Annotated in this window: 16 protein-coding genes and 1 pseudogene; 12 read left to right on the top strand and 5 right to left on the bottom strand. The window is 70.6% G+C overall.

Annotated elements, in window-relative coordinates:
* From Q0Q47_RS01330 to Q0Q47_RS01320, 3 genes and pseudogenes are all read right to left on the bottom strand, one after another.
* A pseudogene (locus Q0Q47_RS01330) lies at positions 1-574 on the bottom strand (glucose-6-phosphate dehydrogenase); the annotation flags it as partial.
* Positions 571-1,533: a carbohydrate kinase gene (locus tag Q0Q47_RS01325; RefSeq protein WP_293853498.1), complete on the bottom strand. Its 963-nt coding sequence runs from the start codon at positions 1,531-1,533 to the stop codon at positions 571-573. The gene Q0Q47_RS01325 and the pseudogene Q0Q47_RS01330, both read right to left, overlap by 4 nt.
* Positions 1,530-2,789 (bottom strand): ROK family transcriptional regulator, encoded by a 1,260-nt coding sequence (locus tag Q0Q47_RS01320; RefSeq protein ID WP_293853496.1) that lies wholly within the window; start codon positions 2,787-2,789, stop codon positions 1,530-1,532. Before Q0Q47_RS01320 ends, Q0Q47_RS01325 begins: the two co-directional genes overlap by 4 nt.
* Before the next feature lie 251 nt (positions 2,790-3,040).
* On the opposite strand from Q0Q47_RS01320, the gene Q0Q47_RS01315 reads away from it, so the two are divergent.
* The 9 genes from Q0Q47_RS01315 (at position 3,041) to cysG (ending at position 19,727) form a co-directional block, all read left to right on the top strand.
* Complete coding sequence (locus tag Q0Q47_RS01315) at positions 3,041-5,542, top strand: glycogen/starch/alpha-glucan phosphorylase (protein WP_293853495.1); 2,502 nt, start codon at positions 3,041-3,043, stop codon at positions 5,540-5,542.
* A 2-nt stretch (positions 5,543-5,544) separates the two neighbouring features.
* Positions 5,545-7,749, top strand: coding sequence for a 1,4-alpha-glucan branching protein GlgB (gene glgB / locus Q0Q47_RS01310; RefSeq protein WP_293853493.1), 2,205 nt, complete (start codon positions 5,545-5,547; stop codon positions 7,747-7,749).
* A 70-nt stretch (positions 7,750-7,819) separates the two neighbouring features.
* Positions 7,820-9,088 carry a glucose-1-phosphate adenylyltransferase gene (gene glgC, locus Q0Q47_RS01305; protein ID WP_293853519.1) on the top strand — a complete coding sequence of 423 codons (1,269 nt, stop codon included), beginning with the start codon at positions 7,820-7,822 and terminating at the stop codon, positions 9,086-9,088.
* Positions 9,085-10,536, top strand: coding sequence for a glycogen synthase GlgA (glgA, locus tag Q0Q47_RS01300; protein ID WP_293853491.1), 1,452 nt, complete (start codon positions 9,085-9,087; stop codon positions 10,534-10,536). The genes glgC and glgA overlap by 4 nt, the downstream gene beginning before the upstream one ends.
* Before the next feature lie 30 nt (positions 10,537-10,566).
* Positions 10,567-12,195 (top strand): alpha-D-glucose phosphate-specific phosphoglucomutase, encoded by a 1,629-nt coding sequence (locus Q0Q47_RS01295; RefSeq protein ID WP_293853490.1) that lies wholly within the window; start codon positions 10,567-10,569, stop codon positions 12,193-12,195.
* Positions 12,196-12,315: 120 nt separating this feature from the next.
* Positions 12,316-16,470, top strand: coding sequence for a glycogen debranching protein GlgX (gene glgX / locus Q0Q47_RS01290; RefSeq protein WP_293853488.1), 4,155 nt, complete (start codon positions 12,316-12,318; stop codon positions 16,468-16,470).
* A 99-nt stretch (positions 16,471-16,569) separates the two neighbouring features.
* Positions 16,570-17,154: an ANTAR domain-containing response regulator gene (locus Q0Q47_RS01285; RefSeq protein WP_293853486.1), complete on the top strand. Its 585-nt coding sequence runs from the start codon at positions 16,570-16,572 to the stop codon at positions 17,152-17,154.
* Complete coding sequence (locus Q0Q47_RS01280) at positions 17,151-18,194, top strand: CmpA/NrtA family ABC transporter substrate-binding protein (RefSeq protein ID WP_293853484.1); 1,044 nt, start codon at positions 17,151-17,153, stop codon at positions 18,192-18,194. Before Q0Q47_RS01285 ends, Q0Q47_RS01280 begins: the two co-directional genes overlap by 4 nt.
* A gap of 90 nt (positions 18,195-18,284) precedes the next feature.
* A complete protein-coding gene (cysG, locus tag Q0Q47_RS01275; protein WP_293853482.1) occupies positions 18,285-19,727 on the top strand; it encodes a siroheme synthase CysG in 1,443 nt (480 codons plus the stop codon).
* A gap of 54 nt (positions 19,728-19,781) precedes the next feature.
* On the opposite strand, the gene Q0Q47_RS01270 is transcribed toward cysG, so the two are convergent.
* The gene (locus Q0Q47_RS01270) at positions 19,782-22,436 is read right to left on the bottom strand and encodes an ATP-binding protein (protein ID WP_293853480.1); all 2,655 of its coding nucleotides are present in this window, start codon (positions 22,434-22,436) and stop codon (positions 19,782-19,784) included.
* Between the two features lies 1 nt (position 22,437).
* Complete coding sequence (locus Q0Q47_RS01265) at positions 22,438-22,947, bottom strand: molybdopterin-dependent oxidoreductase (protein ID WP_293853479.1); 510 nt, start codon at positions 22,945-22,947, stop codon at positions 22,438-22,440.
* A gap of 160 nt (positions 22,948-23,107) precedes the next feature.
* Between Q0Q47_RS01265 and Q0Q47_RS01260 the strand changes: the two genes are divergently transcribed.
* The 3 genes from Q0Q47_RS01260 to Q0Q47_RS01250 all read left to right on the top strand — a co-directional run bounded on the left by Q0Q47_RS01260 (position 23,108) and on the right by Q0Q47_RS01250 (position 25,574).
* Positions 23,108-23,317 (top strand): hypothetical protein, encoded by a 210-nt coding sequence (locus Q0Q47_RS01260; RefSeq protein ID WP_293853477.1) that lies wholly within the window; start codon positions 23,108-23,110, stop codon positions 23,315-23,317.
* Positions 23,318-23,437: 120 nt separating this feature from the next.
* On the top strand, positions 23,438-24,178 hold the full coding sequence (locus tag Q0Q47_RS01255) for a metallophosphoesterase (protein ID WP_293853475.1): 741 nt from the start codon (positions 23,438-23,440) through the stop codon (positions 24,176-24,178).
* Position 24,179: 1 nt separating this feature from the next.
* On the top strand, positions 24,180-25,574 hold the full coding sequence (locus tag Q0Q47_RS01250; RefSeq protein WP_293853473.1) for a bifunctional serine/threonine-protein kinase/universal stress protein: 1,395 nt from the start codon (positions 24,180-24,182) through the stop codon (positions 25,572-25,574).
* Positions 25,575-25,592 lie beyond the last annotated feature (18 nt).

The raw sequence follows: 25,592 nt of genomic DNA, 5'->3' as shown, positions 1-25,592 counted from the left end.
CCATCAGGTTCTGCACCGTCTCCTTGCCGAGATAGTGGTCGATGCGGAAGATCTGGCGTTCCTCGAACACCTTGCCGACCGCGGCGTTCACCGCGTCGGCGCTCTCGCCGCTCTTGCCGACGGGCTTCTCGACGACGACGCGTGCCTTGGGCGTGACGAGGCCGTGCTTGCCGATCCGCTCGCAGATGGCGCCGAACAGGTCGGGACCGACGGCGAGGTAGAAGGCGCGGATGCGCTCGGGATGGTCGGCCAGGAGCTTCGCCAGCTCCGGCCACCCGGCATCGCTGGCCGCATCCAGCGTCACGTGGGCGAGACGGGCCATGAAGCGCGCCAGGTTCTCCTCGGTGAGTTCCTCGGCGGGCACGTGCTGGCGCAGGCTCCCCTTCACCCAGTCGAGATAGGCCGCGTCGTCGACGGGGCGGCGCGACACGCCGATGATTCGCGCTTCCGCCGGGATCTGCCCGGCGACGTCGCGGCGGAACAGGGCCGGCATCAGCTTGCGGGCGGCCAGATCGCCGGTGGCGCCGAACACCACCATGTCGAAGGGGTCGACGGAGATGATGCGCGAGCTCATGGGGCGTCCTTTCCTGCGAGGGCGGCCGCGACCTCGGCTGCCCGGGGGAGATCGGCACCGCGCCGCGAACAGGTGATCGACGAGGCGGTGACGGCGTAGGCGACGGAGCGGGCGAGCCCGTCTCTGGTCAGCGAAGCAAGAGATGGTCCGCCGAGATGGCCCGATCGTGACAAGTGGGCCAGCAAGGCGGCATGAAACGTATCGCCCGCGCCGACGGTGTCCACCACCTCCACCTTGCGGCCCGGCACCGCCAGCGGTTCCTCGTCGCGCAGGAAGGCCACGGCGCCGTCGCCGCCGCGCGTGACGACGACGAGTTCCGCGCCGGAGGCACGCCAGCGCCGGGCGGCCTCGGCGACGCCGAGTTTGCCCCGGTAGGCGATGGCGATGTCCTCGTCGCTGGACTTCACGATGGTCGCGGTTGCGGCGAAATCCTCGAAGCCCGTGGCCCAGGCGTCGAGGTCGCCGACGACCGTCGGACGCAGGTTGGGATCGATGCTGATCGTCCGGCGGCCCTTCTCGCGCCGCGCGAGCGCAAGGTAAGCCTCGCGCACCGGTTGGACGGCGATCGTGTAGGAGCCCATGGCGATCGCCTGCACGTCATCCGGCAGGGCCGGCGGCAGCTGAGCCGAGGTCAGGCATCGGTCGGCCGCGTCGGCCCCGTAGAAGGCGTAGCGGGGATGACCATCGGCTCCCCGGGCCACGATGCTCACGGTCGTGGGATTGGGCACGGCGGGCGAGAGCGACACGTCGACTCCTTCGCCGACGAGCACGTCCCGCAGCACCTCGCCGAAGCGGTCGGTGGACAGCCCGCTGAAGAAGGCGCTTCGCTCGCCCAGCCGCGCCAGGCCGAGGGCCACGTTGAAGGGCGAGCCGCCCACCACGAACTCGGCGGGAAACCGGGTGGGTCCTCCTTCGCCGACGAAGACGTCGACCAGCGCTTCGCCACACACCAGGATCACGGGCGGACCTCCTCGTCCTTGAACAGGATCTCGCGGTCGGGTGCGAACGCGGCCATCAGCGGCAGCATCGCCGCGCCGATCGCCCGAGCCTCGGGCCCGACCGAGCCTTCCGCGAGGACCGCGGGCGAAAGGCCGCGCCGGTCGAGGCGATCGACTTCGGCCGCGACGCTTGCGACCAGGCGGCTTCGTACAGCAGCAGGGAAGGCGCCGTCCACGATCATCGCCTCGGCATCAACCACTGCGCTGGCGGCCACCAGGGCCGGCGCGATGGCGGGTGCGACCTCGGCGATCCAGGCCTCCACCTCGCCGTCGAAGCCGCTCCAGTGCGTGGGATCCGTCCAGATGGCCGAGGGATCGCGACCCGAACGAACGAGCCGCTCCTCCAGCAGGAAGAGTGAGGCCTGGCGGATCAACTGCGGCCGCGACATGTGGCCCGGGCCGTCGAGGCGGGCCACGGGCATCGAGCCGAGCGCGCCGGCATTGCCGTTGCGGCCCACGTGGAGGGCATGGTTCAGCACCAGGCCGCCTCCGATGAACGAGCCGACGAAGCAATAGACGAAGTCGCGGTAGCGGGCGCCGCGGCCCGCGAAGAGCTCGGCGGCGCAGGCGGCGGTCGCGTCATTGCACAGCTGGACCGGCCCACCGGACAGTTTCGAAAGCTCGGCCGCGATGTCGACTTCACGCCACGATTGCAGCTCCGGCGCGGGGGCACCGAGCTCCGCGTCCCAGCTCCACAGCTCGAAAGGCACCGCGACGCCCATGCCGACGAGGCGCGCCGGATCCGAACCGGCGGTCGCCAACGCCTGGGGGATCTCGGCGGCCAGCCAGCCGAACACCGCGCCGGGCAGGGGCCAGGCATAGGTCATCCGGCGGCGCGACCGCACCGTGCCGACGAGATCGGCGACGACGAACTCGCAGCTGCGTCGGCCGATCTTCACGCCGAGCGCGAAGGCACCGTCCGGGTTCAGCGCATAGGGCACCGAGGGCTGGCCCACTTTGCCGCGCTGTTTCTCCCCGCGGCGCAGCAACCCTTCCGCTTCGAGGCGGTTCATGATCGTCGTCGTCGTCATGGCGGAAAGCCCCGTCAGCCGCGCGACGTCGGCCTTGGGCAAGGGGCCGTGGCGACGGATCAGCGACAGGGCGAGGCGCTCGTTGTAGAGCCGCACGCCGGCCTGGTTCGTGCCGCGGCTCGGATCGGCGGCGCGCACGGGGATGGGAGGCAGGGAGTCCGGCCGTGATGCGTGGGAGATGTCCATGGCCTGTCGCCGCAGCCTGTGTGGACTGGATGATGGAACGGTGACGGTATCCTGTCAATTAATAAGTCCAATGGATTTATGAATTGACGATTGACGATCATTCAGGCAGGTTTGCTCCCGTCGGTCCCGTTTGGCGGGTTCCGTCTTGCGTCCGCGCCCGCCGCTTGCCAGAGCGGTTTGGCAGGATCCCTGCAAGCACCTGAATGCAAGACGATCCGAGTCCGCACCGAGGCCATCAAAGGACTGCTCCCATGTCGACCGCCCAGCCCAGCCCCTCCGAAACGGCCCAATCCGTCCCGCTGCCGCCGGCCCTGCCGGCCGCCGTCGACGCGGAGGCGATGCGCGAGGCGATCATCGCCAAGCTGACCTATTCGGTGGGTAAGAACCCGGTTGCCGCCAGCAAGCGCGACTGGTTCGTGGCCACGGCCCTCGCCGTGCGCGACCGTATCGTCGAGCGCTGGATGAACTCCACGCGCCGCACCTACGCGGGCAAGCGCAAGCGCGTCTACTACCTGTCCCTGGAGTTCCTGATCGGCCGCCTGCTCGTCGATGCGTTGACCCAGCTGCAATTGAAGGAGCCCGTTCGCGAGGCCCTCGCCGGGCTCGGCGTCGACCTCGAGGAGCTCCGCCAGATCGAGCCGGACGCGGCTCTCGGCAACGGCGGCCTGGGGCGGCTGGCGGCCTGCTTCATGGAGAGCATGGCCACCCTGTCGATCGCCGCCTATGGCTACGGCATCCGCTACGATCACGGCCTGTTCCGTCAGCTCATCAAGGACGGCTGGCAGCAGGAATCGCCCGAGACGTGGCTGGCGTTCGGCAACCCCTGGGAGTTCGAGCGGCCGGAAGTGGCCTACTCCGTGGGCTTCGGAGGCGTCGTCGAGGCGCTGGACGGCGACGACGACACGGTGCGTCACGTCTGGAAGCCGGCGGAGACCATCGACGCGGTCGCCTACGACACGCCCGTTCCGGGCTGGCGCGGCGCGCATGTGAACACGCTGCGACTGTGGTCGGCCCGGGCTTCCGACGTGCTGCGGCTCGATGCCTTCAACCAGGGCGACCATGTGGGCGCGCTGGCCGACCGCGTCCGCGCCGAGTCGATCTCGAAGGTCCTGTATCCGAGCGACGCCACGCCGGCGGGCCAGGAGCTGCGGCTGCGCCAGGAATACTTCTTCGTGTCGGCCTCCCTGCAGGACCTCGTCCGCAGGCACCTCAAGAACTACGGCGCGCTGAACACGCTGCCGGACAAGGTCGCCATCCAGCTCAACGACACGCACCCCGCCATCGCGGTGGCCGAGCTGATGCGCATCCTCGTCGACCTCCACGGCATCGCCTGGGAGGAGGCCTGGGAAATCACCACCGCGACGCTGTCCTACACCAACCACACCCTGCTGCCCGAGGCGCTCGAGAGCTGGCCCGTGCCGCTGATGGAGCGGCTGCTCCCGCGCCAGATGCAGATCATCTACCTGATCAACGCCCTGCACCTGGAGCGCGTGCGCCGGATGGCGCCCGACGACCACGGGCTGGCCTCGGCCCTGTCGCTGATCGACGAGCACCATGGCCGCCACGTGCGCATGGGCACGCTGGCCTTCATCGGCTCGCATCGCATCAACGGCGTCTCCGCGCTCCACACGGACCTTCTTCGCAAGACCCTGTTCCGCGACCTCGACCGGCTCTATCCCAACCGCATCGTCAACAAGACGAACGGCATCACCTTCCGCCGCTGGCTGTTCGAGGCCAATCCCGGGCTGACCGACCTCCTGGTCGAGACGGTCGGGCCCAAGATCATGGACGAGCCGTCCGACCTCACTGGATTCGCCCGCTTCGCCGACGATGCCTCCGTGCGCGATCGCTTCGCCGCGATCCGCCGGTCGAAGAAGCAGGCGCTGGCGCGGATCATCGCCGAGCGGGTCGGCACCCGCGTCGATCCCGACGCGCTGTTCGACGTGCAGATCAAGCGCATCCACGAGTACAAGCGCCAGCTCCTCAACATCCTGGAGACCATCGCGCTCTACGACGCGATCCGGGCTCGCCCCGGTGCGGGGTGGGTGCCGCGCGTCAAGATCTTCGCCGGCAAGGCGGCGGCGAGCTACCACCAGGCCAAGCTCATCATCAAGCTCGCCAACGACGTGGCGCGCGTCGTCAACGGCGACCCCACGGTGCGCGGCCTGCTGAAGGTCGTGTTCCTGCCGAACTACAATGTCAGCCTCGCCGAGGCCATCATCCCGGCCGCCGACCTGTCCGAGCAGATCTCGACGGCGGGCATGGAGGCCTCCGGCACGGGCAACATGAAGCTGGCGCTTAACGGCGCGCTGACCATCGGCACGCTCGACGGAGCCAATGTCGAGATCCTCGACCATGTCGGCGCCGACAACATCTTCATCTTCGGCCTGAAGACCGAGGAGGTCGAGGCGCGGCGCCGACAGGGAATCGACATGACCGACGTCATCGCCGACTCGCCGATCCTGGGCCAGGTGCTGGACGCCATCGGGTCGGGCGTCTTCTCGCCCGGCGAGCCGAACCGCTTCGAAGGCATCGTCAACGCGGTGCGCCACTACGATCACTTCTTGGTCGCCGCCGATTTTGACGCCTATTATGCCTCGCAGAGGGCCGTGGATGCCCGCTGGGCCGACAAGGCGGCATGGTGGCGGTCCGCGATCCTGAACACCGCGAACATGGGATGGTTCTCGTCGGACCGAACCATCACGGAATATGCGCACGACGTCTGGGGAGCGCCGGTTCTGCCGGTGGCATGAGGATGGGCGCGGCGGGTTGGCAGGCTGAAGCAGGGGACGTCGAGGCGCTCGTGGCCGCCCGCCACGGCGACAGCTTCGCCGTTCTCGGACTGCACGAGACACCCGCCGGCTGGGCCATTCGCGCCCTCGTTCCGGGAGCCGAGGCCGTCGAGGCGATCGACGCCGACGGCCGTGTGATCGCCGGCCTCGCCCTGCGCGACGGGGCGGGCTTCTTCGAAGGGTTGGCGGCCGGGCTGAAGGCCCGGCAGCACTATCGGCTGCGGGCGCGGCGCGGCGGCGACACGTGGGAGTTCGAGGACCCCTTCGCCTTCGGACCCATCCTAGGCCCCCTCGACGACTATCTGATGGTGGAAGGCACCCACAAGCGCCTCTACGAGAAGCTGGGCGCCCACCCCGTCGCCCACGAGGGCGTGGCGGGCGTGCACTTCGCCGTGTGGGCGCCCCATGCCCGCCGGGTCTCGGTGGTCGGCGACTTCAATGCGTGGGACGGCCGCCGCCATCCGATGCGCAAGCGCATCGACAGCGGCCTGTGGGAGCTGTTCGCGCCCGGCCTCGCCGAGGGCATGGTCTACAAATACGAGATCGTCGGGCCGGACGGCGTGCTGTGCCCGCTCAAGGCCGACCCCTTCGGCGCACAAGGCGAACTGCGGCCATCCACCGCGTCGGTCGTCGCCGCCTCCGGGCCGTTCGCCTGGACGGACGACGGCTATCTGCAGAGCCGCGCCTCGGCCGACGCGCGCCGCGCGCCGATGAGCATCTACGAAGTGCATCTGCCATCCTGGCGCCGGGGCGAGGACAACCGGTTCCTGACCTACGACGAACTGGCCGACACGCTCGTGCCCTACGCGGCGGAGATGGGGTTCACCCACCTCGAGCTGCTGCCGGTGTCGGAGCATCCCCTCGACGATTCCTGGGGCTACCAGCCGATCGGTCTCTTCGCGCCCACCAGCCGTCACGGCGAGCCGGCGGGTTTCGCGCGCTTCGTCGACAGGGCGCACGCCGCCGGGCTCTCCGTCATCCTGGACTGGGTGCCGGCCCATTTCCCGACGGACGTGCACGGCCTCGCGCGCTTCGACGGCACGGCGCTGTACGAGCATCCCGATCCGCGTCGTGGCTTCCACCCCGACTGGAACACGGCGATCTACGACTTCGGCAAGCGCGAGGTGGTGAACATGCTCACCGCCAACGCGCTCTACTGGCTCGACCGCTTCCACGTCGACGGCCTGCGCGTCGACGCGGTCGCCTCGATGCTCTACCTCGACTATTCCCGCAAGCCCGGCGAGTGGCTGCCCAACGAACAGGGCGGCAACGAGAATCGCGAGGCGGTGGCATTCCTCCAGCACGTCAATTCGCACGCCTATGCGGCGGCGCCGGGCGTGGTGACCATCGCCGAGGAGTCGACGGCCTGGCCCGGCGTCTCCCAGCCGGTGCACGCGGGCGGGCTCGGCTTCGGCTTCAAGTGGAACATGGGGTGGATGCACGACACCCTGGAGTACATGGCCAAGGAGCCGGTGCACCGGCGCTGGCACCACGACAAGCTGACCTTCGGCCTGCTCTACGCCTTCTCGGAGAACTTCGTCCTGCCGCTCTCGCATGACGAGGTCGTGCACGGGAAGGGCTCGATCCTGGGCAAGATGCCGGGCGACGACTGGCAGAAATTCGCCAACGTCCGGGCCTACTACGCGTTCATGTGGGGACACCCCGGCAAGAAGCTGCTGTTCATGGGCCAGGAATTCGGCCAGCGGCGCGAATGGGCCTTCGCCCAGAGCCTCGACTGGCATCTCCTGGGGGAGGGGCCGTTCCACGCGGGCCTGCAGGCGCTGGTGCGCGACCTGAACCGCGCCTATCGCGACATCGCCGCCCTGCACGAGCGCGACTGCGAGGCCGACGGCTTCCGCTGGATCGTGGTCGACGACGCCGAGCAGTCGGTCGTGGCCTGGCTGCGCCTGGGCGGTGCCGGCGCGCGGCCCGTCGCCGTCGTCTGCAACTTCACCCCCGTGCCGCGCCCCGGCTACCGGGTCGGCCTGCCGGAGGCCGGACGCTGGCGCGAGGTCCTCAACACCGATGCCGCGCTGTATGGCGGCTCCGGCATGGGCAATCTTGGCGCGGTCGTTGCTACGGCCGAGCCCAGCCATGACTATCCTGCGTCGGCCGTCCTCGTGCTGCCGCCGCTGTCCACCATCTACCTGGAATTCGACCCCGCCTGACCCCGATCGGCGAACGGGCGAAGAGACCCGCGCCGCACGACAACGACGAGAGGAGGACCACGCCTTGCCGATCCCGACCTCCCCCGCCCCCGGGACCCCGCTTGCCCGCCATGCCATGGCCTATGTCCTGGCCGGCGGCCGCGGCAGCCGGCTCATGGAGCTCACCGACATCCGGGCCAAGCCCGCGGTCTATTTCGGGGGCAAGTCGCGCATCATCGACTTCGCGCTGTCCAACGCGCTGAACTCGGGCATCCGTCGCATCGGCGTGGCCACGCAGTACAAGGCGCACAGCCTGATCCGGCACCTGCAGCGCGGCTGGAACTTCTTCCGTCCGGAGCGCAACGAGAGCTTCGACATCCTGCCGGCCAGCCAGCGCGTGTCGGAGGAGAAGTGGTATCTCGGCACGGCCGACGCCGTGTTCCAGAACATCGACATCATCGAGGGCTACGACCCCCGCTACATCGTCCTGCTTGCCGGCGACCACATCTACAAGATGGACTACGAGGCGATGCTGCAGCAGCACGTCGAGCAGGGCGCCGACGTGACGGTGGGCTGCCTCGAGGTGCCTCGCGAGGACGCCAAGGGCTTCGGCGTGATGCACGTGGACGCCAAGGACCAGATCATCTCGTTCCTCGAGAAGCCGTCCGATCCGCCGGCCATGCCGGGCAAGCCCGACAAGTCGCTCGCCAGCATGGGCATCTACGTCTTCGAGACCAAGTTCCTCATCGAGCAGCTGCGCCGCGACTCCGAGGACCCGAACTCGAGCCGCGACTTCGGCAAGGACATCATCCCCTACATCGTCAAGAACGGGAAAGCCGTGGCGCACCACTTCGAGCGCTCCTGCGTCCGGTCGTCGGCGGAGTCGGGCGCCTACTGGCGCGACGTGGGGACGGTGGACGCCTACTGGGAAGCCAACATCGACCTCACCGCGGTCGTGCCGGACCTCGACCTCTACGACAACAACTGGCCCATCTGGACCTTCGGCGAGATCACGCCGCCGGCCAAGTTCGTCCATGACGAGGACGGCCGGCGTGGCCAGGCCATCTCGTCGCTGGTGTCGGGCGGCTGCATCGTTTCGGGCGCGGCCCTGCGCCAGACGCTGCTGTTCACGGGCGTGCGGGTGAACTCCTACTCGGACGTGGAGGGGGCGGTGATCCTCCCCTATGTCGAGGTGGGCCGGAACGTGCGGCTGCGCAACGTCATCGTCGACCGCGGCGTGACCATCCCGGAGGGCCTCGTGGTGGGCGAGGATCCCGTGCTCGACGCCAAGCGCTTCCGTCGCTCGGCCAAGGGCATCTGCCTCATCACGCAGGCCATGATCGACAGGCTGCCTTCATGACGGCACTCGCCGTCCTGTCCGTCGCGTCGGAGGTCTACCCGCTCGTCAAGACGGGCGGGCTGGCCGACGTCGCGGGTGCGCTGCCGGGTGCGCTGGCCGCGGAGGGCGTGGCCGTGCGCACGCTCGTGCCGGGCTATCCCAAGGTGATGAAGGCGCTGGAGGGTGGCACCGCCGTGCACGCCTTCGCGGACCTGTTCGGCGGACCGGCGCGGCTCGTGGCCGGGACCGCGTCCGGGCTGGACCTCATCGCGCTCGACGCTCCGCATCTCTTCGCCCGGGACGGCAATCCCTATGTGGGACCGGACGGCCGGGACTGGCCGAACAACGCCTTCCGCTTCGCCGCGCTGGCCCGCGCGGCGGCCGACATCGGCCTCGGCCGGACGCCCCTGCCTGTCCCCGACGTGGTGCATGCCCACGACTGGCAGGCGGCCATGGCGCCAGCCTACCTGCACTATGCCGGCGGCGCGCGCCCTGGCACCGTGGTGACGGTGCACAATCTCGCCTTCCAGGGGCAATTCCCGGCGGAACTCCTCGGGCCGCTGGGCTTGCCGCCGCATGCCTATGCGGTCGACGGGATCGAGTACTACGGCACCATCGGCTACCTGAAGGCGGGCCTGCAGCTTGCCGATCGCATCACGACGGTGTCTCCCACCTATGCGGCCGAGATCCTCGAGCCGGAGGCCGGCATGGGCCTCGACGGGCTGCTGCGCGTCCGGGCCGGCGCGCTCGCCGGGATCATCAACGGCATCGACGTCGACGTCTGGAACCCGGCGACCGATCCGCTGCTGCCCGCGGCCTTCGACGCGCGGCGCCTGAAGGGCCGGGCCAAGGCGAAGGCGGCGCTGCAGCAGGCGATGGGCCTGGCCGTCGACCCCGGCGCGCTCGTCCTGGGCGTGGTCAGCCGGCTGTCGTGGCAGAAGGGGCTCGATCTCCTGGTCGACGCCTTGCCGGTGCTCGTGGGCGAAGGTGCCCAGCTCGCCTTGCTGGGCGCGGGCGAGCCCGCCCTCGAGCAAGGCTTCGCGGCCGCCCAGGCCCGCTGGCCGGGCCGGATCGGCTGCCGCATCGGCTACGACGAGGCCCTCGCGCATCTCATCCAGGCGGGCAGCGACGCGATCCTCGTGCCGTCGCGGTTCGAGCCCTGCGGCCTGACCCAGCTCTGCGCCATGCGCTACGGCGCCGTGCCGATCGTGGCCCGCGTGGGCGGACTGGCCGACACGGTCATCGATGCCAACGAGATGGCGCTCGCCGCCGGCGTCGCGACGGGGCTCCACGTCGCCCCGATCGGGCGCGAGAGACTGGAGGCCGCGCTGCGGCGCGCGGCGTCCCTCTGGAACGACCCGCCGACCTGGCGCAGATTGCAGAAGAACGGCATGGCGACCGACGTGTCGTGGACCCACCCGGCACGGCGCTACGCCGCGCTGTACCGCGATCTCGTCGGCCGCGACTGACCGAACCGACAACGCCCTTCGGAAACGCTCATGATCAAGACCATCGCCACCGCCCCCATCGACGGCCAGAAGCCCGGCACCTCGGGCCTGCGCAAGAAGGTGCCGGTGTTCCAGGCACCGCACTATGTCGCCAACTTCGTCCAGTCGATCTTCGACTCGCTGGAGGGCTTCAAGGGCGAGACGCTCGTCGTGGGCGGCGACGGCCGCTACTTCAACCGCGAGGCCATCCAGATCGTCCTGCGCATGGCGGCGGCCAACGGCTTCGGCCGAATCGTGGTGGGGCAGGGCGGCATCCTGTCGACGCCTGCGGCCTCCAACCTCATCCGCGCGCTGAAGGCGTTCGGCGGCATCGTGCTGTCGGCCAGCCACAATCCCGGCGGGCCGGACGGCGACTTCGGCATCAAGTACAACATCGGCAACGGTGGGCCCGCGCCCGAAAAGATCACCGATGCCGTCTTCGCCCGGACGAAGACCATCGACCGCTACCTCACCCTCGACACGCCCGACCTCGACCTCGATGCGGTCGGGACGACGAGCCTGGGCGGCGCGACGGTGGAGATCGTCGATCCGGTCACGGCCTATGCCGCGCTGATGGAGAAGCTGTTCGACTTCGCCGCGATCCGGACCCTGTTCGCGTCCGGCTTCACGATGCGCTTCGATGCCATGTCGGCCGTCACCGGCCCCTATGCGACCGAGATCCTCGAGCGCCGCCTCGGTGCCGCGCCCGGGACGGTCCTGAACGGCACGCCGCTTCCCGACTTCGGCGGGCACCATCCCGATCCCAACCTCGTGCACGCCAAGCACCTGCTGGACCTCGCCTTCTCGAAGGACGCGCCCGATCTGTGCGCCGCCTCCGACGGCGACGGCGACCGCAACCTCGTCATCGGGCGCGGGCAGTTCGTGACGCCGTCCGACAGCCTCGCCCTGCTCGCGGCCAACGCCCACCTCGCACCGGGCTACGCCCGTGGCATCGCCGGCATCGCCCGCTCCATGCCCACCAGCGGCGCCGCCGACCGCGTGGCCGAGAAGCTCGGCGTGACGTGCTACGAGACGCCTACCGGCTGGAAATTCTTCGGCAACCTGCTCGACGCCGGCCTCGCCACGATCTGCGGCGAGGAGAGCGCCGGCACCGGCTCCGACCACGTGCGCGAGAAGGACGGGCTGTGGGCCGTGCTGCTGTGGCTCAACATCCTGGCCGCGCGTCGGGAGAGCGTGCGCGACATCGTGCGGCAGCACTGGGCGACCTACGGGCGCAACTACTACTCCCGGCACGACTACGAAGAGGTGGCGAGCGAGGGCGCCAACGCCATGATGGCGGACCTGCGCAAGGCACTCCCCACGCTGCCGGGGCGCCGCTTCGGCGACCTCGTCGTCGCTGCCGCGGACGACTTCGCCTACCACGACCCGGTCGACGGGTCCGACTCCAAGGCCCAGGGCATCCGCGTCCTGTTCGAGGGCGGTTCTCGCATCGTCTTCCGCCTGTCGGGCACCGGCACGGCCGGCGCCACGGTCCGCATCTACATCGAGCGCTTCGAGCCGGACCCGGCGAAGCACGATCGCGATCCGCAGGACGCTCTCGCGGACCTGATCACGATCGCCGGAGACATCTCGGGGCTGGCACGGCACACGGGCCGCACGGCGCCGACGGTGATCACCTGATGGCACGAGACCTGCCTGCGTCCTTCGACACGCGGCCTGCGGCCGCTGCTCAGGATGAGGCCCATCGGTGGTGTCCGAACCCCATGGATGTCCTCATCCTGAGCAGGCCGCGCAGCGGCCGTGCCGAAGGACGCACCATGGTCGAACAGCAGGCCAGCCTTGATCGCCATTGAAGGCTCCCCAGAACCTCTCGGCGTGACGCTGCGCGACGGTGGCGCGAACGTCGCCGTCGTGTCGCGCCACGCCGGCGCGATCTGGCTCTGTCTGTTCGACGACGCCGACCGGGAGACCGGCCGTCTCCGCCTGGAGGGCCGCACCGGCGACGTGCACCACGCCTTCGTGCCGGGCCTCGCCGCCGGCCAGCGCTACGGTCTCAGGGCCGACGGGCCTTTCGAGCCGTCCGCGGGCCACCGCTTCGACGTCGGGAAGCTGCTCGTCGATCCCTACGCGACGCGTCTGGATCGGCCGTTCGCCTATGCACGGGCCCTGGGCGAGCCGGGCGATACCGCGGCGCTCGTGCCGAAGGCGGTGATCGAACCGCAGCCCGCACCGCAGACCATCGCCCGGCCGGGCGTGCCATGGCCGGACACCATCGTCTACGAGCTTTCGGTCAAGGGCTTCACGGCCATGAACCGCGCCGTCCCGGAGAGAGACCGCGGCACCTTCGCGGGCCTCGCGCACCCGGCCGCCGTGGAGCATCTCGTGCGGCTCGGCGTCACGACGGTCGAGCTGATGCCGGCCATGACCTGGGTGGACGAGCGTCACCTGCCGCCGCTCGGCTTGTCGAATGCCTGGGGCTACAACCCGGTGGCGCTGATGGCGCCCGATCCCCGCCTGGCGCCCGGCGGCTGGGACGAGGTCCGCCGCGCGGTCGCGGCGCTCCAGTCGGCCGGTCTCGAGGTGATCCTCGACGTGGTCCTGAACCACACGGGGGAGGGCGACGAACTGGGCCCGACGCTCTCCCTGCGCGGCCTGGACAACGCGCTCTACTATCGGCTGCGGCCCGACGACCGCGCCCGCTACATCGACGACGCCGGCTGCGGCAACGTGCTCGCCCTCGACCGTCCGCCGGTGATGCGTCTTGCCCTCGATGCCCTGCGCACGTGGGCGGCGCGGGCCGGCCTGGACGGCTTCCGTTTCGACCTCGCCACGACGCTGGGGCGGCGCGACGGCGGCTTCGATCCGGCGGCGCCGTTCCTGGCGGCCGTGATGCAGGACCCCGTACTTCGCGACCTCAAGCTCGTGGCCGAGCCGTGGGACATCGGCCCCGGCGGCTACCAGACGGGGGCTTTCGGCACCTGGGGCGAGTGGAACGACCGCTATCGCGACGACGTCCGTCGCTTCTGGCGCGGCGACGGCGGCATGCTGGGCGCGCTGGCCACGCGACTGGCCGGCTCGCAGGACCTGTTCGCGGCGAAGGGGCGCCCCTCACGCAGCGTGAATTTCGTCACGGCCCATGACGGTTTCACGCTCGCCGACCTCGTCGCCTATGGTGCCAAGCGCAACCACGCCAACGGCGAGGACAATCGCGACGGCACCGACGCCAACCACTCGTGGACGAACGGCGTCGAGGGACAAAGCGACGACCCGGCCGTGGTCGCCCGGCGCCAGGCCGACCAGCGCGCCCTGTTGGCCACGCTGCTGCTCTCGCGCGGGACGCCCATGCTCGCCATGGGCGCCGAGGCCGGGCGCACGCAGCTGGGCAACAACAATGCCTACGCCCAGGACAACGCCCTGGGCTGGCTCGACTGGGACGGGCTCGACGGCGACCTCCTGGCCTTCACCGCCCGGCTCGCCGACGTGCGCCGACAGCATCCCGCCTTGCGCGCGGACCGCTTCCTCACGGGCGCCGACGCTCCCGGCTCGGAGGGCTTCCCCGACGTGGCCTGGCTCAATCTCGACGGGCGCCCGATGGACGCCGGCGACTGGTCGGACGGAAGCCGGCGGTCGTTGGCCGTCGCCCTCGCGGCGCCGGCTGGTGACGGCGTCGACCGGGCCTTGATCGTCATCCATGGCGGGAGCGCACCGGCGTCCGTGACGCTGCCCTGGTCGCGTCCCGACCACGGTTGGCGGCGCGTCGTCGACAGCGGGTCCTCCGCCGAACCGGCGCCGCCCCTGCTCGACGGCGGAGACGGTTGCGCCGTGGCCCCGCGCAGCGTGCAGCTGCATGTCGAGGAGCACGGGGCGAGCCTCGCGCGCCGGCGCCAGGGCGTTTCCTCCGCCACGCTGTCGCGCCTGGCGCGTGCCGCCGGCATCGCGCCGGACTGGTGGGAGGAAACCGGCCGGCACCACGCCGTGTCGGACGCCACCCGTTCCGCGCTGCTGACGGCGATGGGATTGTCGTGTTCGAGCGAGGCGGAGGCCCGGGAGAGCCTCGAGGCGCTCGCCGAGGCACGCGACCGGCGTCCCGTGCCGCAGGCCGCCGCCGTCACCGCCGGGCTCCCCTCGACCCTGCGTGTCGCCGGCGCGGTCACCGGCCTCGTCATTGCCGCGTCCGACGCAACGCGGCATCGCGTCCCGGTGGACCCTGCGACCGGGGATCCCATGGTCGCGGCCGTGGATGGCCGCATGTCGTCCGTCACGACCGTCGGCCTGCCGCCCCTGCCGGCCGGCCGCTTCTCGATCTGGGCCGACGGCCATGAGGACGCACCGGGGCACCTGCTCGTCTCGCCGGGACGCTGCGTCCTGCCGCCGCCGGGCCTTGCCCGCTTCGGCGTGGCCGCGCATCTCTATGCCGTCCGGGGAAGCTCCGACCAGGGGATCGGCGACTTCACCACGCTGGCGGAACTGGGCGTCGCCGCGGCCGAGCGCGGCGCCTCGACGGTGGGTCTCAATCCGCTGCACGCGCTGTTCCCGGGCGACCGCGAGCGGGCGAGCCCCTACCATCCCTCGGACCGGCGTTTCCTCGATCCGATCTATCTCGACGTCGAGATGCTGGGCGCGGCCGATCCCACCGGTGCCGCCAGGGCGCTGGTGGAACGCAGGGCGGCCTCCCTGTCCGCGCTGCGCGACGTCCCGGCCGTCGACTATCCGGCCGTCTGGCGGCTCAAGTCGGCAGCCCTGGAAGCGGCGTGGATCGGTTTCCGGACGCAGGCCGGCTCGGTGGCCGAGGAGGCCTTCGAGCGGTTCCGCGCATCGGGCGGGCCGGACCTCGAGGCGTTCGCGCGCTTCCAGGCGCTGGCGGAACGCCAGGGCGGTGCCTGGTGGACTTGGCCCGACGACCGGGACGCCCCGGCGGACCGGATCGCCTATCACGCCTGGCTGCAGTGGCTGGCCGACGGACAACTCGCGGCGGCGGCCGCCAAGGCCCGGCAAGCCGGCCTCGGGCTGGGCTTCTACCGCGACCTCGCCGTCGGGGCGGCGCCGGACGGCGCGGAGATCTGGGCCGACCAGACGGGCTTCGCCCGCGGCGTGTCGATCGGAGCGCCTCCGGACCGCTTCTCCGCCGACGGCCAGGTCTGGAACCTGCCGCCCCCCAATCCGATCAGCCAGGTCGCCACGGGCGCCGCGGCCTTCGGCCGGCTGGTCTGCGCCAACATGCGCCACGCGGGGGCGCTGCGGATCGACCACGTGATGGCGCTGACACGCCTCTTCTGGGTTCCGGAGGGCGGCCGGGGCGCCGATGGCGCCTATGTGGGCGCCCCCCTCGACCTGCTGCTCGCCGAACTGGCCCTGCAAAGCCACGCCGCGGGCGCGGTCGTCGTGGGCGAGGACTTGGGAACGGTTCCGGACGGGTTGCGCGAGCGGCTCGACGAGACCGGCGTGCTGAGCTACCGCGTGTTGTGGTTCGAGCGGGACGGCGAGAGCTTCCGGCCGCCGGAGACCTGGCCCGCCACGTCGGCCGCCTGCGTGTCGACCCACGACCTGCCCACGCTCGCGGGATGGTGGATCGGTCGCGACATCGAGGAGAAGCGCGGTCTCGGCCTGATGGACGAGGCAGCCGCAGGCGAGGCGTTTCAGGCGCGCGAGCGCGAGAAGCGGTTGCTGCACGAGGCGCTCGACCATGCCGGGCTGTGGCCGGCGCAGGCGACGGTCGCCGCGCCCCTGACGCCCGAACTCTGCGCCGCGATCCATGCCTTCGTCGCGCGGTCGCCGAGCGCGCTCGTCCTGGCGCAGCTGGACGATCTGGCCGGAGAGGTCGAGGCCGTGAACCTGCCTGGTACCGACCGCGAGCGCCCGAACTGGCGACGCAGATCCGACCGGACTGCTTCGGCAATTCTCAAAGCCAAGCTTGCGGTCCTGGTCGCCGGATCGCTGGAGACTTCAAGTCAGTGAAGTGACGGACGCAAGGGCACGTGAAACCAAGACGACATTGTGGCATAAACTGAGCAATCCTTTTCGGCCCCCCGTATCCTCCGCCCCAAAGCACCCCCGATGGACAAGTCGACGCGCATCGTCATCATCGACGAAAGCCCGGTACGCCTGGCCATCCTCGAAGATGGTCTGCACGAAGCCGGGCACGATGCGATCGTGCGGCTCAGCGGGACCGATCGCATTCTCGAACGGGTGGTCCAGGCGGAACCCGACATCATCATCATCGGTCTCGACGACCCCGGTCGCGACGTCCTGGAGCAGATGTTCCAGGTGAGCCGCGCCGTGCCCCGCCCCGTCGCCATGTTCGTCGACCAAAGCGATTCGGTGTCCATCGAGGCCGCCATCGACGCAGGGGTCTCCGCCTACGTGGTGGACGGCCTGCGCAAGGAGCGGGTCAAGCCGATCCTGGAGACCTGCGTCAGTCGGTACCGCGCCTTCTCGCGCCTGCGCGACGAACTGGAGCGCACCCGCGAGCGGCTCGACGACCGAAAGGTCATCGATCGCGCCAAGGGCCTCCTGATGCACCATCGCAACCTGTCCGAGGCCGATGCCTACGCGCTCCTGCGCAAAACCGCGATGAACGAGAAGCTCAAGCTGTCCGATGTCGCCCGGGCCCTGATTGCTGCCGCGGACCTGCTGCAATGAGCACGACCACGGTCCGTATCGGATTTCTTCCCCTCGTTGACGCCGCGCTGCTGGTGGTGGCCGCCCGCCGGGGATTTGCCGAGCAGGAAGGCCTGAACCTCCTCCTCAGCCGGGAGACCGCGTGGGCGGCCGTCCGTGACAAGCTGGCGGCGGGCCTCCTGGATGCCGCCCACTACCTGGCGCCGGCGGCCGTGGCGTCGCGCCTGGGGCTCGGAACGCTGGCCACGCCGCTCGTCGTCCCCGCGGCACTCAACCTCAACGGCAATGCGCTCGCGGTGTCGCGGAGCCTGCACGAGGGCATCATGTCCGCCCTGGACGGTGACGCCTGCGATCCTGCCGCGACGGCCCGTGCGCTCAAGCATGTCGTCGAGCGCCGGCGAAGGGACGGGCAGGCCCCGCTGGTCCTCGCCCATGTCTTCCCGTTCTCGACCCACCATTATCAGCTGCGGATGTGGCTCGCCGCGGGCGGGATCGACCCGCAGACGGACGTCCAGCTCACCGTCGTCCCTCCTCCGGCCATGGCGAGCAGCCTCGGGCGCGGCGTCGTCGACGCGATCTGCGTCGGATCGTACTGGTCGGAAGTCGCGGTGCGGGCGGGTGCGGGCATGCCGCTCCACCGGGGCATCGATTTCGGACGCGCGCTCCCCGAGAAGGTCCTCGCCCTGCGCGCCGACAGGGATCGCGAGAAGCCCGAGATCGCGGAGCGGCTCGTGCGCGCCCTCATGCGATCGGCCACATGGTCCGCCGAAGAGGCCAACCGGCCTGCACTGGCAACGATCATGGCGGACCGCGACATTCTCGACGCCGATCCCGACGTGGTCGCCGACCTGCTGGCCGGGTCGCCCCGCGATGGGCGGGCACCCGACCCGGACGTCCTCTGCCTGTCGCCGGACGTGCTCGAGCCGAGGCCCGCCCATGTCGACTGGATCCTCGATCGCATGACCGATGCCGGCCAGATCTGGCCGACGTCCGAGTGCCGCGGCCAGGCTCACGCGGCCTATCGGCCGGACCGGTTCGTCCGGGCGATGCGACGCGATTGACGCGCCACGCACCGCGTCCCCGTTGAAGCCGCCTCGGATTTGTGGCCTCTGCATCCGGTCATGACGTCACGACCGCCCGAGACCGCATCGATGCCCCAGAGCGAGGAGACCGGACGCCCCGCGCGGCGCCCCACCGCGACGCCCCCGGGGCGCATTGCCGCGCTCGCGGCCCTGCCCTTGTTCCACAAGCTCGACGGTCGCCCGGTCGTCGTCGCGGGCGGCACGGAGGGCATCGCCTGGAAGGCCGAACTGCTCGCCGCCGCGGGCGCGCGGGTGCGCGTGTTCGCCCCGGAGCCGGCCGAGGCCCTCGTGGCCCTCTCGGACGCCGGCACGGTCGCGCTGGCGCGGCGTCCCTGGACCCCCGACGACCTGCGCGGTGCCGCGCTCGCCATCTGCGACGCGGGTTCGGAGGGAGAGGCGGCCGCCTTCCGGTGCGCCGCCCGTCTCGCCGGGGTGACGGTCAACATCGTCGACAAGCCGGCCTATTGCGACGTGCAGTTCGGTTCGATCGTCAATCGCTCGCCTCTCGTCATCGGCATCTCCACCGACGGCGCGGCGCCCGTTTTCGGCCAGGCGGTCCGGGCTCGGATCGAGGCGCTGCTGCCGGAGGGCTTCAAGCGCTGGGCCGAGGCCGCGCGCAGCTGGCGCCCGGCGGTGCAGGCCCGCGAGCTGGGGTTCCGGGCCCGCCGGGTGTTCTGGGAGGCCTTCACGGAAAAGGCCCTGCGCGAACCGGATCGTGCGCCCACCGACGCCGACCGCGACGCCCTGTTCGAGGCCCTGGAGCAGGGACGCTCCGGCCCGGGCGTGGGCTCGGTGGCCTTCGTGGGGGCCGGACCGGGCGATCCGGAACTCGTCACGCTGAAGGCGGTCCGCCTCCTCCAGTCGGCCGACGTGATCCTGTACGACGATCTCGTCGATCCGCGCATTCTCGACCTGGCGCGCCGCGAGGCCCGGCGGATCGGCGTGGGCAAGCGCGGGCATCGCGCCTCTTGCGCCCAGGACGACATCGTGGCCGCCATGCTCGCGGAAGCGGCCAAGGGCGCGCGTGTCGTTCGCCTGAAGGGCGGCGATCCCGCCGTGTTCGGACGGCTGGGCGAGGAGATCGCCGCCTGCCGTGCCGCCGGCCTCGCCTATGAGGTGGTCCCGGGCATCACCGCGGCCTTCGGCGCCGCAGCCAGCCTCGGGCTGTCGCTGACGCACCGGCGCAGCGCGCGCCGTCTGCAGTTCGTGACCGCCCACGGCCAGGACGGCCGCCTCCCGGAGGACCTGAACTGGGCCGCGCTCGCGGACCCGGGCGCCACGACGGTCGTCTACATGGGCGTGCGGACCATGCCGGCGCTGGTCGCCCGCGTGCTGGAGGCCGGATTGCCCGGGCACACGCCCGCCATGGTGATCTCGAGCGCCACGACGCAGGCCCAGAGCGTGCTGCGCTCGTCGGTCGAGGGATTGCCGGGCCTCGCGGGCCAGCTCACCGAGCCCGGGCCGTCGATCATCATCATCGGCCCCGCGGCCGGCGAGGACGGCATCGCCTGAGGTCCCGCCACGGGGGCGAACCCCGCTGCTCCGGGCCGGTCGACGGTCGCCGGACTACTCGGCCGCGGCGCTGGTCGCGGAACGGGCCTCGGCCACCACCGCCTCCAGCACCGTGACGGCCTCGCGGCAGGGGCCGACGAGGCCGGCGAGCCCGTCCAGTGCCTCCCCCGCGTCCAGCTTGCTGACCTGCCGCGCCCGGCTCGCCAGATCGCGCAGGCCCACCTGTCCGAAGATGCCGGCCAGGCGGTGGGCGACCTTGCGCGCATCGCCCACGCTGCCGTCGCTGTGCGACTGCTCGAGCGCCTGCGTCAGCTCGGACGCGTCCTGAAGGAAGCGCGACAGGACGGGAGAGAGCGCCGATGCGGGCAGAACCTCCCGCAGTTCGGCCAGCGCGGGCTCCATCTGGGAGCGCAGCGCCGTAGGAGACGGGCTTCCTGCGCCGGCCGAGGATGAGGCACCCGCTGCTGGTGGCTGCGCGCCGCCGCCCGTGACGTGCGCCAGCATGCGCTTGAGATCGGCCAGGCGCGCCGGCTTTGTCAGGTAGTGATCCGTGCCGGCCACCTGGGCGTCGCGCCGCGCGTCGGGGAGCGCCTGGGCGGTCAGGAAGATGATGGGAACGCCCGCGGCGTCGCCGGGAAGCGCGCGGATGGCCTTCGTGGCCGCCACGCCGTCCATGACGGGCATCTGCATGTCCATGAGGACCGCGTCGAAGGTGGAGCCGCGCACGGCCTCCAGCGCCTCGCGTCCGTTCTCCACGCAGACGGCCTCGTGCCCGAGCTTGTCGAGCATGGCCTTCACGACCATCCGGCTGCTGGGCGTGTCCTCCGCCACGAGAACCCGCAGGGGCCGCGCGTCGTCGGGCTCGCGCGGGGCGGGGGCCTGGCGGTCGGTGGCGAGCACGGCCTGCGGCAGGCGAAGCTCGACATAGAAGGTCGTGCCCTTGTCGGACGTTCCCGCCACGCCGATCTCGCCGTCCATCAGGTCGACGAAGCGCTGGCTGATGGCCAGCCCCAGGCCGGTGCCGCCGGTCGTGCCTTCGATGGCGTCGCCCCCGCGCACGAAGGGTTCGAACAGGCGGTCGACCACGTTCTCGGGCAGGCCCGGGCCGGTGTCGGACACGGTGAAGCGGACCCAGCCGTCGCCGCGCTGCGACGGGCCGGCGTGGAGGCTGACGGAGCCGGCGCGCGTGAACTTCACGCTGTTGGCGAGCAGGTTGAGCAGCACCTGGTAGAGCCGCCCCTGGTCCCCCAAAACCGTGTCCGGAAGACCCGCCTCAGCCACCCATTTGACGTCGACGGGCTTTGACGCCGCCAGCGCCCCGGCCACGCCCACGAGGCGAGCCAGCATGTCCTTCAGGGCGAACGCCTCGACGTCGAGCTCGGCGCGCCCGGCCTCCAGGCGCGACAGGTCCAGGATGGTGTTGATGAGGTGCAGCAGCTGGTTGGCGGCCTCGTTGATCGCCACGACGTAGCGCTCGGACTGGCGGTCGAGCCGCGCGCCGCTGAGCAGTTCCGACAAGCCCACCACCGCGTTCATCGGGGTGCGGATCTCGTGGCTGAGCGTGGCCAGGAATTCGGACTTCGCCGCATTGGCCCTGCGCTCGCGGTCGGCGAGCAGCCGCAGCTCGGCCGCCTGGCGCTGCAGCGTGGTCTTGGCGACCTCGAGCTCGGCCTCGCGCCGCTTGATCTCCGTGATGTCGGTCCGGATGCCGACGAGGCCGCCTTCGCGCGTGCGCCGGTCGGAGATCATGAGCCAGCGCCCGTCGCCCAGCCGCTGTTCGTAGGGCCCGCCGAGCTGCGTGCGCAAGGCCATGCGACGCTGCAGGAACCCGTCCGGGTCCTCGCTCGCTCCGGCATACTGGCCGGCCTCGATGCCCGCCCGCAGGATGTCCTCGAACGTCTTGCCGGGGACCATGGAGGCCGCGGACCGATCGTAGTACTCGCGGTACTTGGCGTTGCTGATGACGAGCCGGTCGTCCCGGTCGTAGAGGACGAAGCCCTCGTTGATGTTGGCGATGGCCTCCGAGAGCCGGTCGCTGGCGGCCTGCGCCGCGGCCTGGGCGCGGGTGAGCGCCCTGACGTTCGCCCGGGCGATCGCCTCCGCCCGAATCAGGTAGGCCATCAGCCCCAGGAAGGTGGCGAGCGCGGAGATCGCGAAGATCTTGATCTCCGACCGCAGGTCGGACTGGATGCGCTCGATCCTGGTCCTGTCCTCGACCTCGTCCTGCAGGCTCGCCGTGGTCATGCGCATGATGGCCGGCATGCGCGGCAGGATCAGCTCGCGCGCCCTGCGCAAGGCCTCCGCGTCCCCCGGCTCGGCCTTCTCGACGATGGGATCGAGCTCGGTGAGCGCCGCCTGGATCTTGCGCAACTCCTCCGTATCGGCCGCACGGCCCTGCACCCAGCGCGCGTTGACGCCGGCGGAGAAGAGGTTCAGGCGGCTCCAGGCGACGTCGAAGCGCTCCGTCATCACCTCCTTGGTGATCGCCGGGTCGCGGTTCACGAAGCCGTCGAAGGCGACCATGAAGCGCGCCAGCTCGACCTCCAGTTCGGACGTGGCCCACACCGGGCTCTCGTCGAAGGGGACGCGGTAGGCACTTTCCATCGACAGGTAGCGCGTGGCCGACAACAGCGTGTTGATGACGAGCAACGCCACGACCCCCGCCATCAGCAGGGGAAGTCGCTTCGAGCGTTCGGCGAAGACCATCATGTCATCGGATCGTAAGGGTCTTGAGTTGCCAGATCCACTTGAAGTTGTTCGACTGCCCCCTGACGTTCGGATAGTCGTCGCGAGGGTAAACGAGCCAGATCGGCCCCTTGTCCCGGACGCTGAGATCCTTGCCGTTCATGCGCATCGCGAGGATCGCGGGAACGTCGTCGAACTCGCGGGCGTCGAGTTCGATGGTGTAGTCGTTGATGGCGGCCGCATGCATCACCCGTCCTTTCGCGCCGACGGCGTTCAGCAGGGTCTTCACGGCCACGCCCTCGAACTCCTGGACCCCGTCGGTCCAGGGCGTGGTCGTCCTGATCCGCGCCAGACCCAGACGCGACAGCATCGCACGATCGAACACCGCGCGGTCGCCATTGTTCCGGATGTCGATGGCCCCCGCGACGGTCAGCACGATGGGACCGGTCGGCGCGGGCAGATGCTGGGCGAAGCAGGTCGCGCCCGACAGAGCCAGGGCCACAGCGGCGGCGAGCCATTTCAGAAGGTCAGACATCTCGCTAGTCTCACTTCAGCTCGGCCGCAGACCGTCATAACCCTCACCGTGAGCACTTTTTTCCGCGTGTCTGTGCGAAATCGCACACTGCGAACAAAGCGCTCCGTGCATCCCCTTGCTTCGGCGCGCGTTGTGGGGGGTGACCACTCGGAGAGACCCGATGCCCCGATCCCGCAAGCTCAGCCGATTTGACGTGGAATCTCAGCGCGACGGCTTCGTCATGACCATCGAGGACGATCGGGGCGAGACGCTCGAGATCGTCGCGGACCGCGACCAGCTCGAGCTCATTGCGGACACTCTCGACGACCTTCTGGCCGAGGATGACGACGCCGACACCGTGAACGGCGATTCCGACGACGACGAGGACTGATCCCACCCCCGCGCCGCCGCCTGGCCCGGCTGGACCTCTTCAGCACTTTGCCTAATTGGCGGGCGCGCCGTTTGGCGGTCGAATGGTGGCGAGGAACACGCCATCGTTCGCGGAGGCCGGGTGCGCATCGCACTGTTCGCCGACATCCACGGCAACAGGGAGGCCTTCGAGGCCTGCCTGGCCGACGCGCGCCGTCGTGGCGCCGAGCGCCAGGGCTTTCTCGGCGACATCGTGGGCTATGGCGCCGACCCGGCCTGGTGCGTCGACACGGTGTCGCGCGCCTGCGAGCACGGCGCCTTCGCGCTCCTCGGCAACCATGACGCGGCGGTTGGAACGCCCACCGAATCGATGAACGCGGCCGCGACCCGCGCGATCGAATGGACGCGCGGCCAGCTCGACACCGCGCAGGCCGCCTTCCTTGCCGGCCTGCCGCTGGAGCGCGTGGAGGGCGACGCCCTGTTCGTCCACGCCAATGGCTGGGCTCCGAAGGACTGGGGCTATGTCCGAAGCGCCGTCGATGCCGAGCGGAGCCTGCGCTCCACCACCCAGCGCATGACCTTCTGCGGGCACACCCACGTGCCGGTGCTCTACCACATGGCCCCGCTTCGCCCGCCGGCGGAGCACGTGCCGGTGCCCAACCGGAACATCCCCCTCAGCTTGTCGCGCCGGTGGCTGGCCGTGCTCGGCTCCGTCGGCCAGCCGCGCGATGGCAACCCCGCCGCCTGCTACGGCCTCCTCGAGACATCCCCCTGGGACCTGACCTTCGTCCGGGTCCCCTACGACACCGCCGCCGCGGCGGAGAAGATCAGGAAGGCCGGATTGCCGGAGTCTCTGGCGACGAGGCTGCAACGGGGGCTTTGAGATGGCACTGATCCGCGTCGCCGAAGGCGCGACGATCGACGGGTTCACCGTGGGCAAGCGCCTGCACCAGGGCGGCATGGGAAGCCTCTGGAGCGTGAGCAAGGACGGCGAGCCCGGTCCGCTCCTGATGAAGTGCCCGGTGTTCAACGAGGGCGACGACGTCTCGGCCATCGTCGGCTTCGAGGTGGAGCAGTCGATCCTGCCACGCCTTTCCGGGCCCCACGTGCCCCGCTTCGTGGCCCAGGGCGACTTCTCCCGGTTGCCCTACATCGTGATGGAGCATGTCCAGGGGCGCAGCCTCGCCGAGTGGTCCGGGACGGCGCCGGTTCCGTGCGAGGAGGTGGCCTATCTGGGAGCCCTCGTGGCCCGCGCCCTGCAGGAACTGCACCGCCAGAAGGTCGTGCACCTGGACCTGAAGCCGGCCAACGTCATCGTCCGCAACACCGGCCAGGCGGCGCTGCTGGACTTCGGCCTGTCGCGCCACGAGGAACTGCCCGACCTCTTGGCCGAGGAATCGGACGTGCCGATGGGCACCGGCGCCTACATCTCGCCCGAGCAGATCGTGAGCGACCGCAACGAACCGCGCAGCGACATCTACTCGCTGGGCGTCATTCTCTACGAACTGGTGACGGGCAAGCTGCCCTTCGGCTCGCCCCAGCGGCGCAGCGGCATGCTGAAGAGGTTCTGGCGCGACCCGGTCCCGCCCCGGCGTCTCAGGAAGGACTGTCCGGAATGGCTGCAGGAGATCATCCTGCGCTGCCTGGAGATCGAGCCCGAGGATCGCTACGCCTCCGGTTCGCAACTCGCCTTCGCGCTCCAGCATCCCGACCAGGTGGCGATCACCGCGCGCGGCCGGCGCCTGGAGCAGGACGGCGTCGTCACCACGTTCCGGCGCTGGGCCCGCAGCCAGACCCTGCAGAAGAAGCTGCGGCCCCCCGTGACCCAGCACGTCTCCTCCGCACCCATCGTGATGGCCGCGGTGGACCTGTCCCACGGCGTCGACACCCTGGCGGAGACGCTGCGCGTGCATGCGCGCCGTGCGCTCGACGCGGACCCCTCGGCCCGCCTGGCCTGCGTGACGGTGCTGAAGACGTCGCTGATGAGCATCGACCAGGACACCGACGCCAGGGGCAACAGCACCTATGTCCAGAGGCTCGTCGAACTGAAGGACTGGGCAAGGCCCGTCGCCGGGGACGACGACCGGGTGAGCTACCACGTGCTGGAGGCCGTCGACCCGGCTGCGGCGCTGATCGAGTACGCCCACCACAACCAGGTCGACCACATGGTGGTGGGAGCGCGGGCGAGTTCGGCGCTGCGCCGCTACCTGGGAAGCGTCTCGGCGAAGGTGGTGGCCGAGGCGCCCTGCACGGTGACGGTCGTCCGCGCGCACGCCTGACGCGGGGAGGCGCCCGGC

This window comes from uncultured Alsobacter sp. (assembly GCF_945952055.1).
Taxonomy (GTDB): domain Bacteria; phylum Pseudomonadota; class Alphaproteobacteria; order Rhizobiales; family Beijerinckiaceae; genus Alsobacter.
This window is presented reverse-complemented; position numbering and strand designations above follow the sequence as displayed.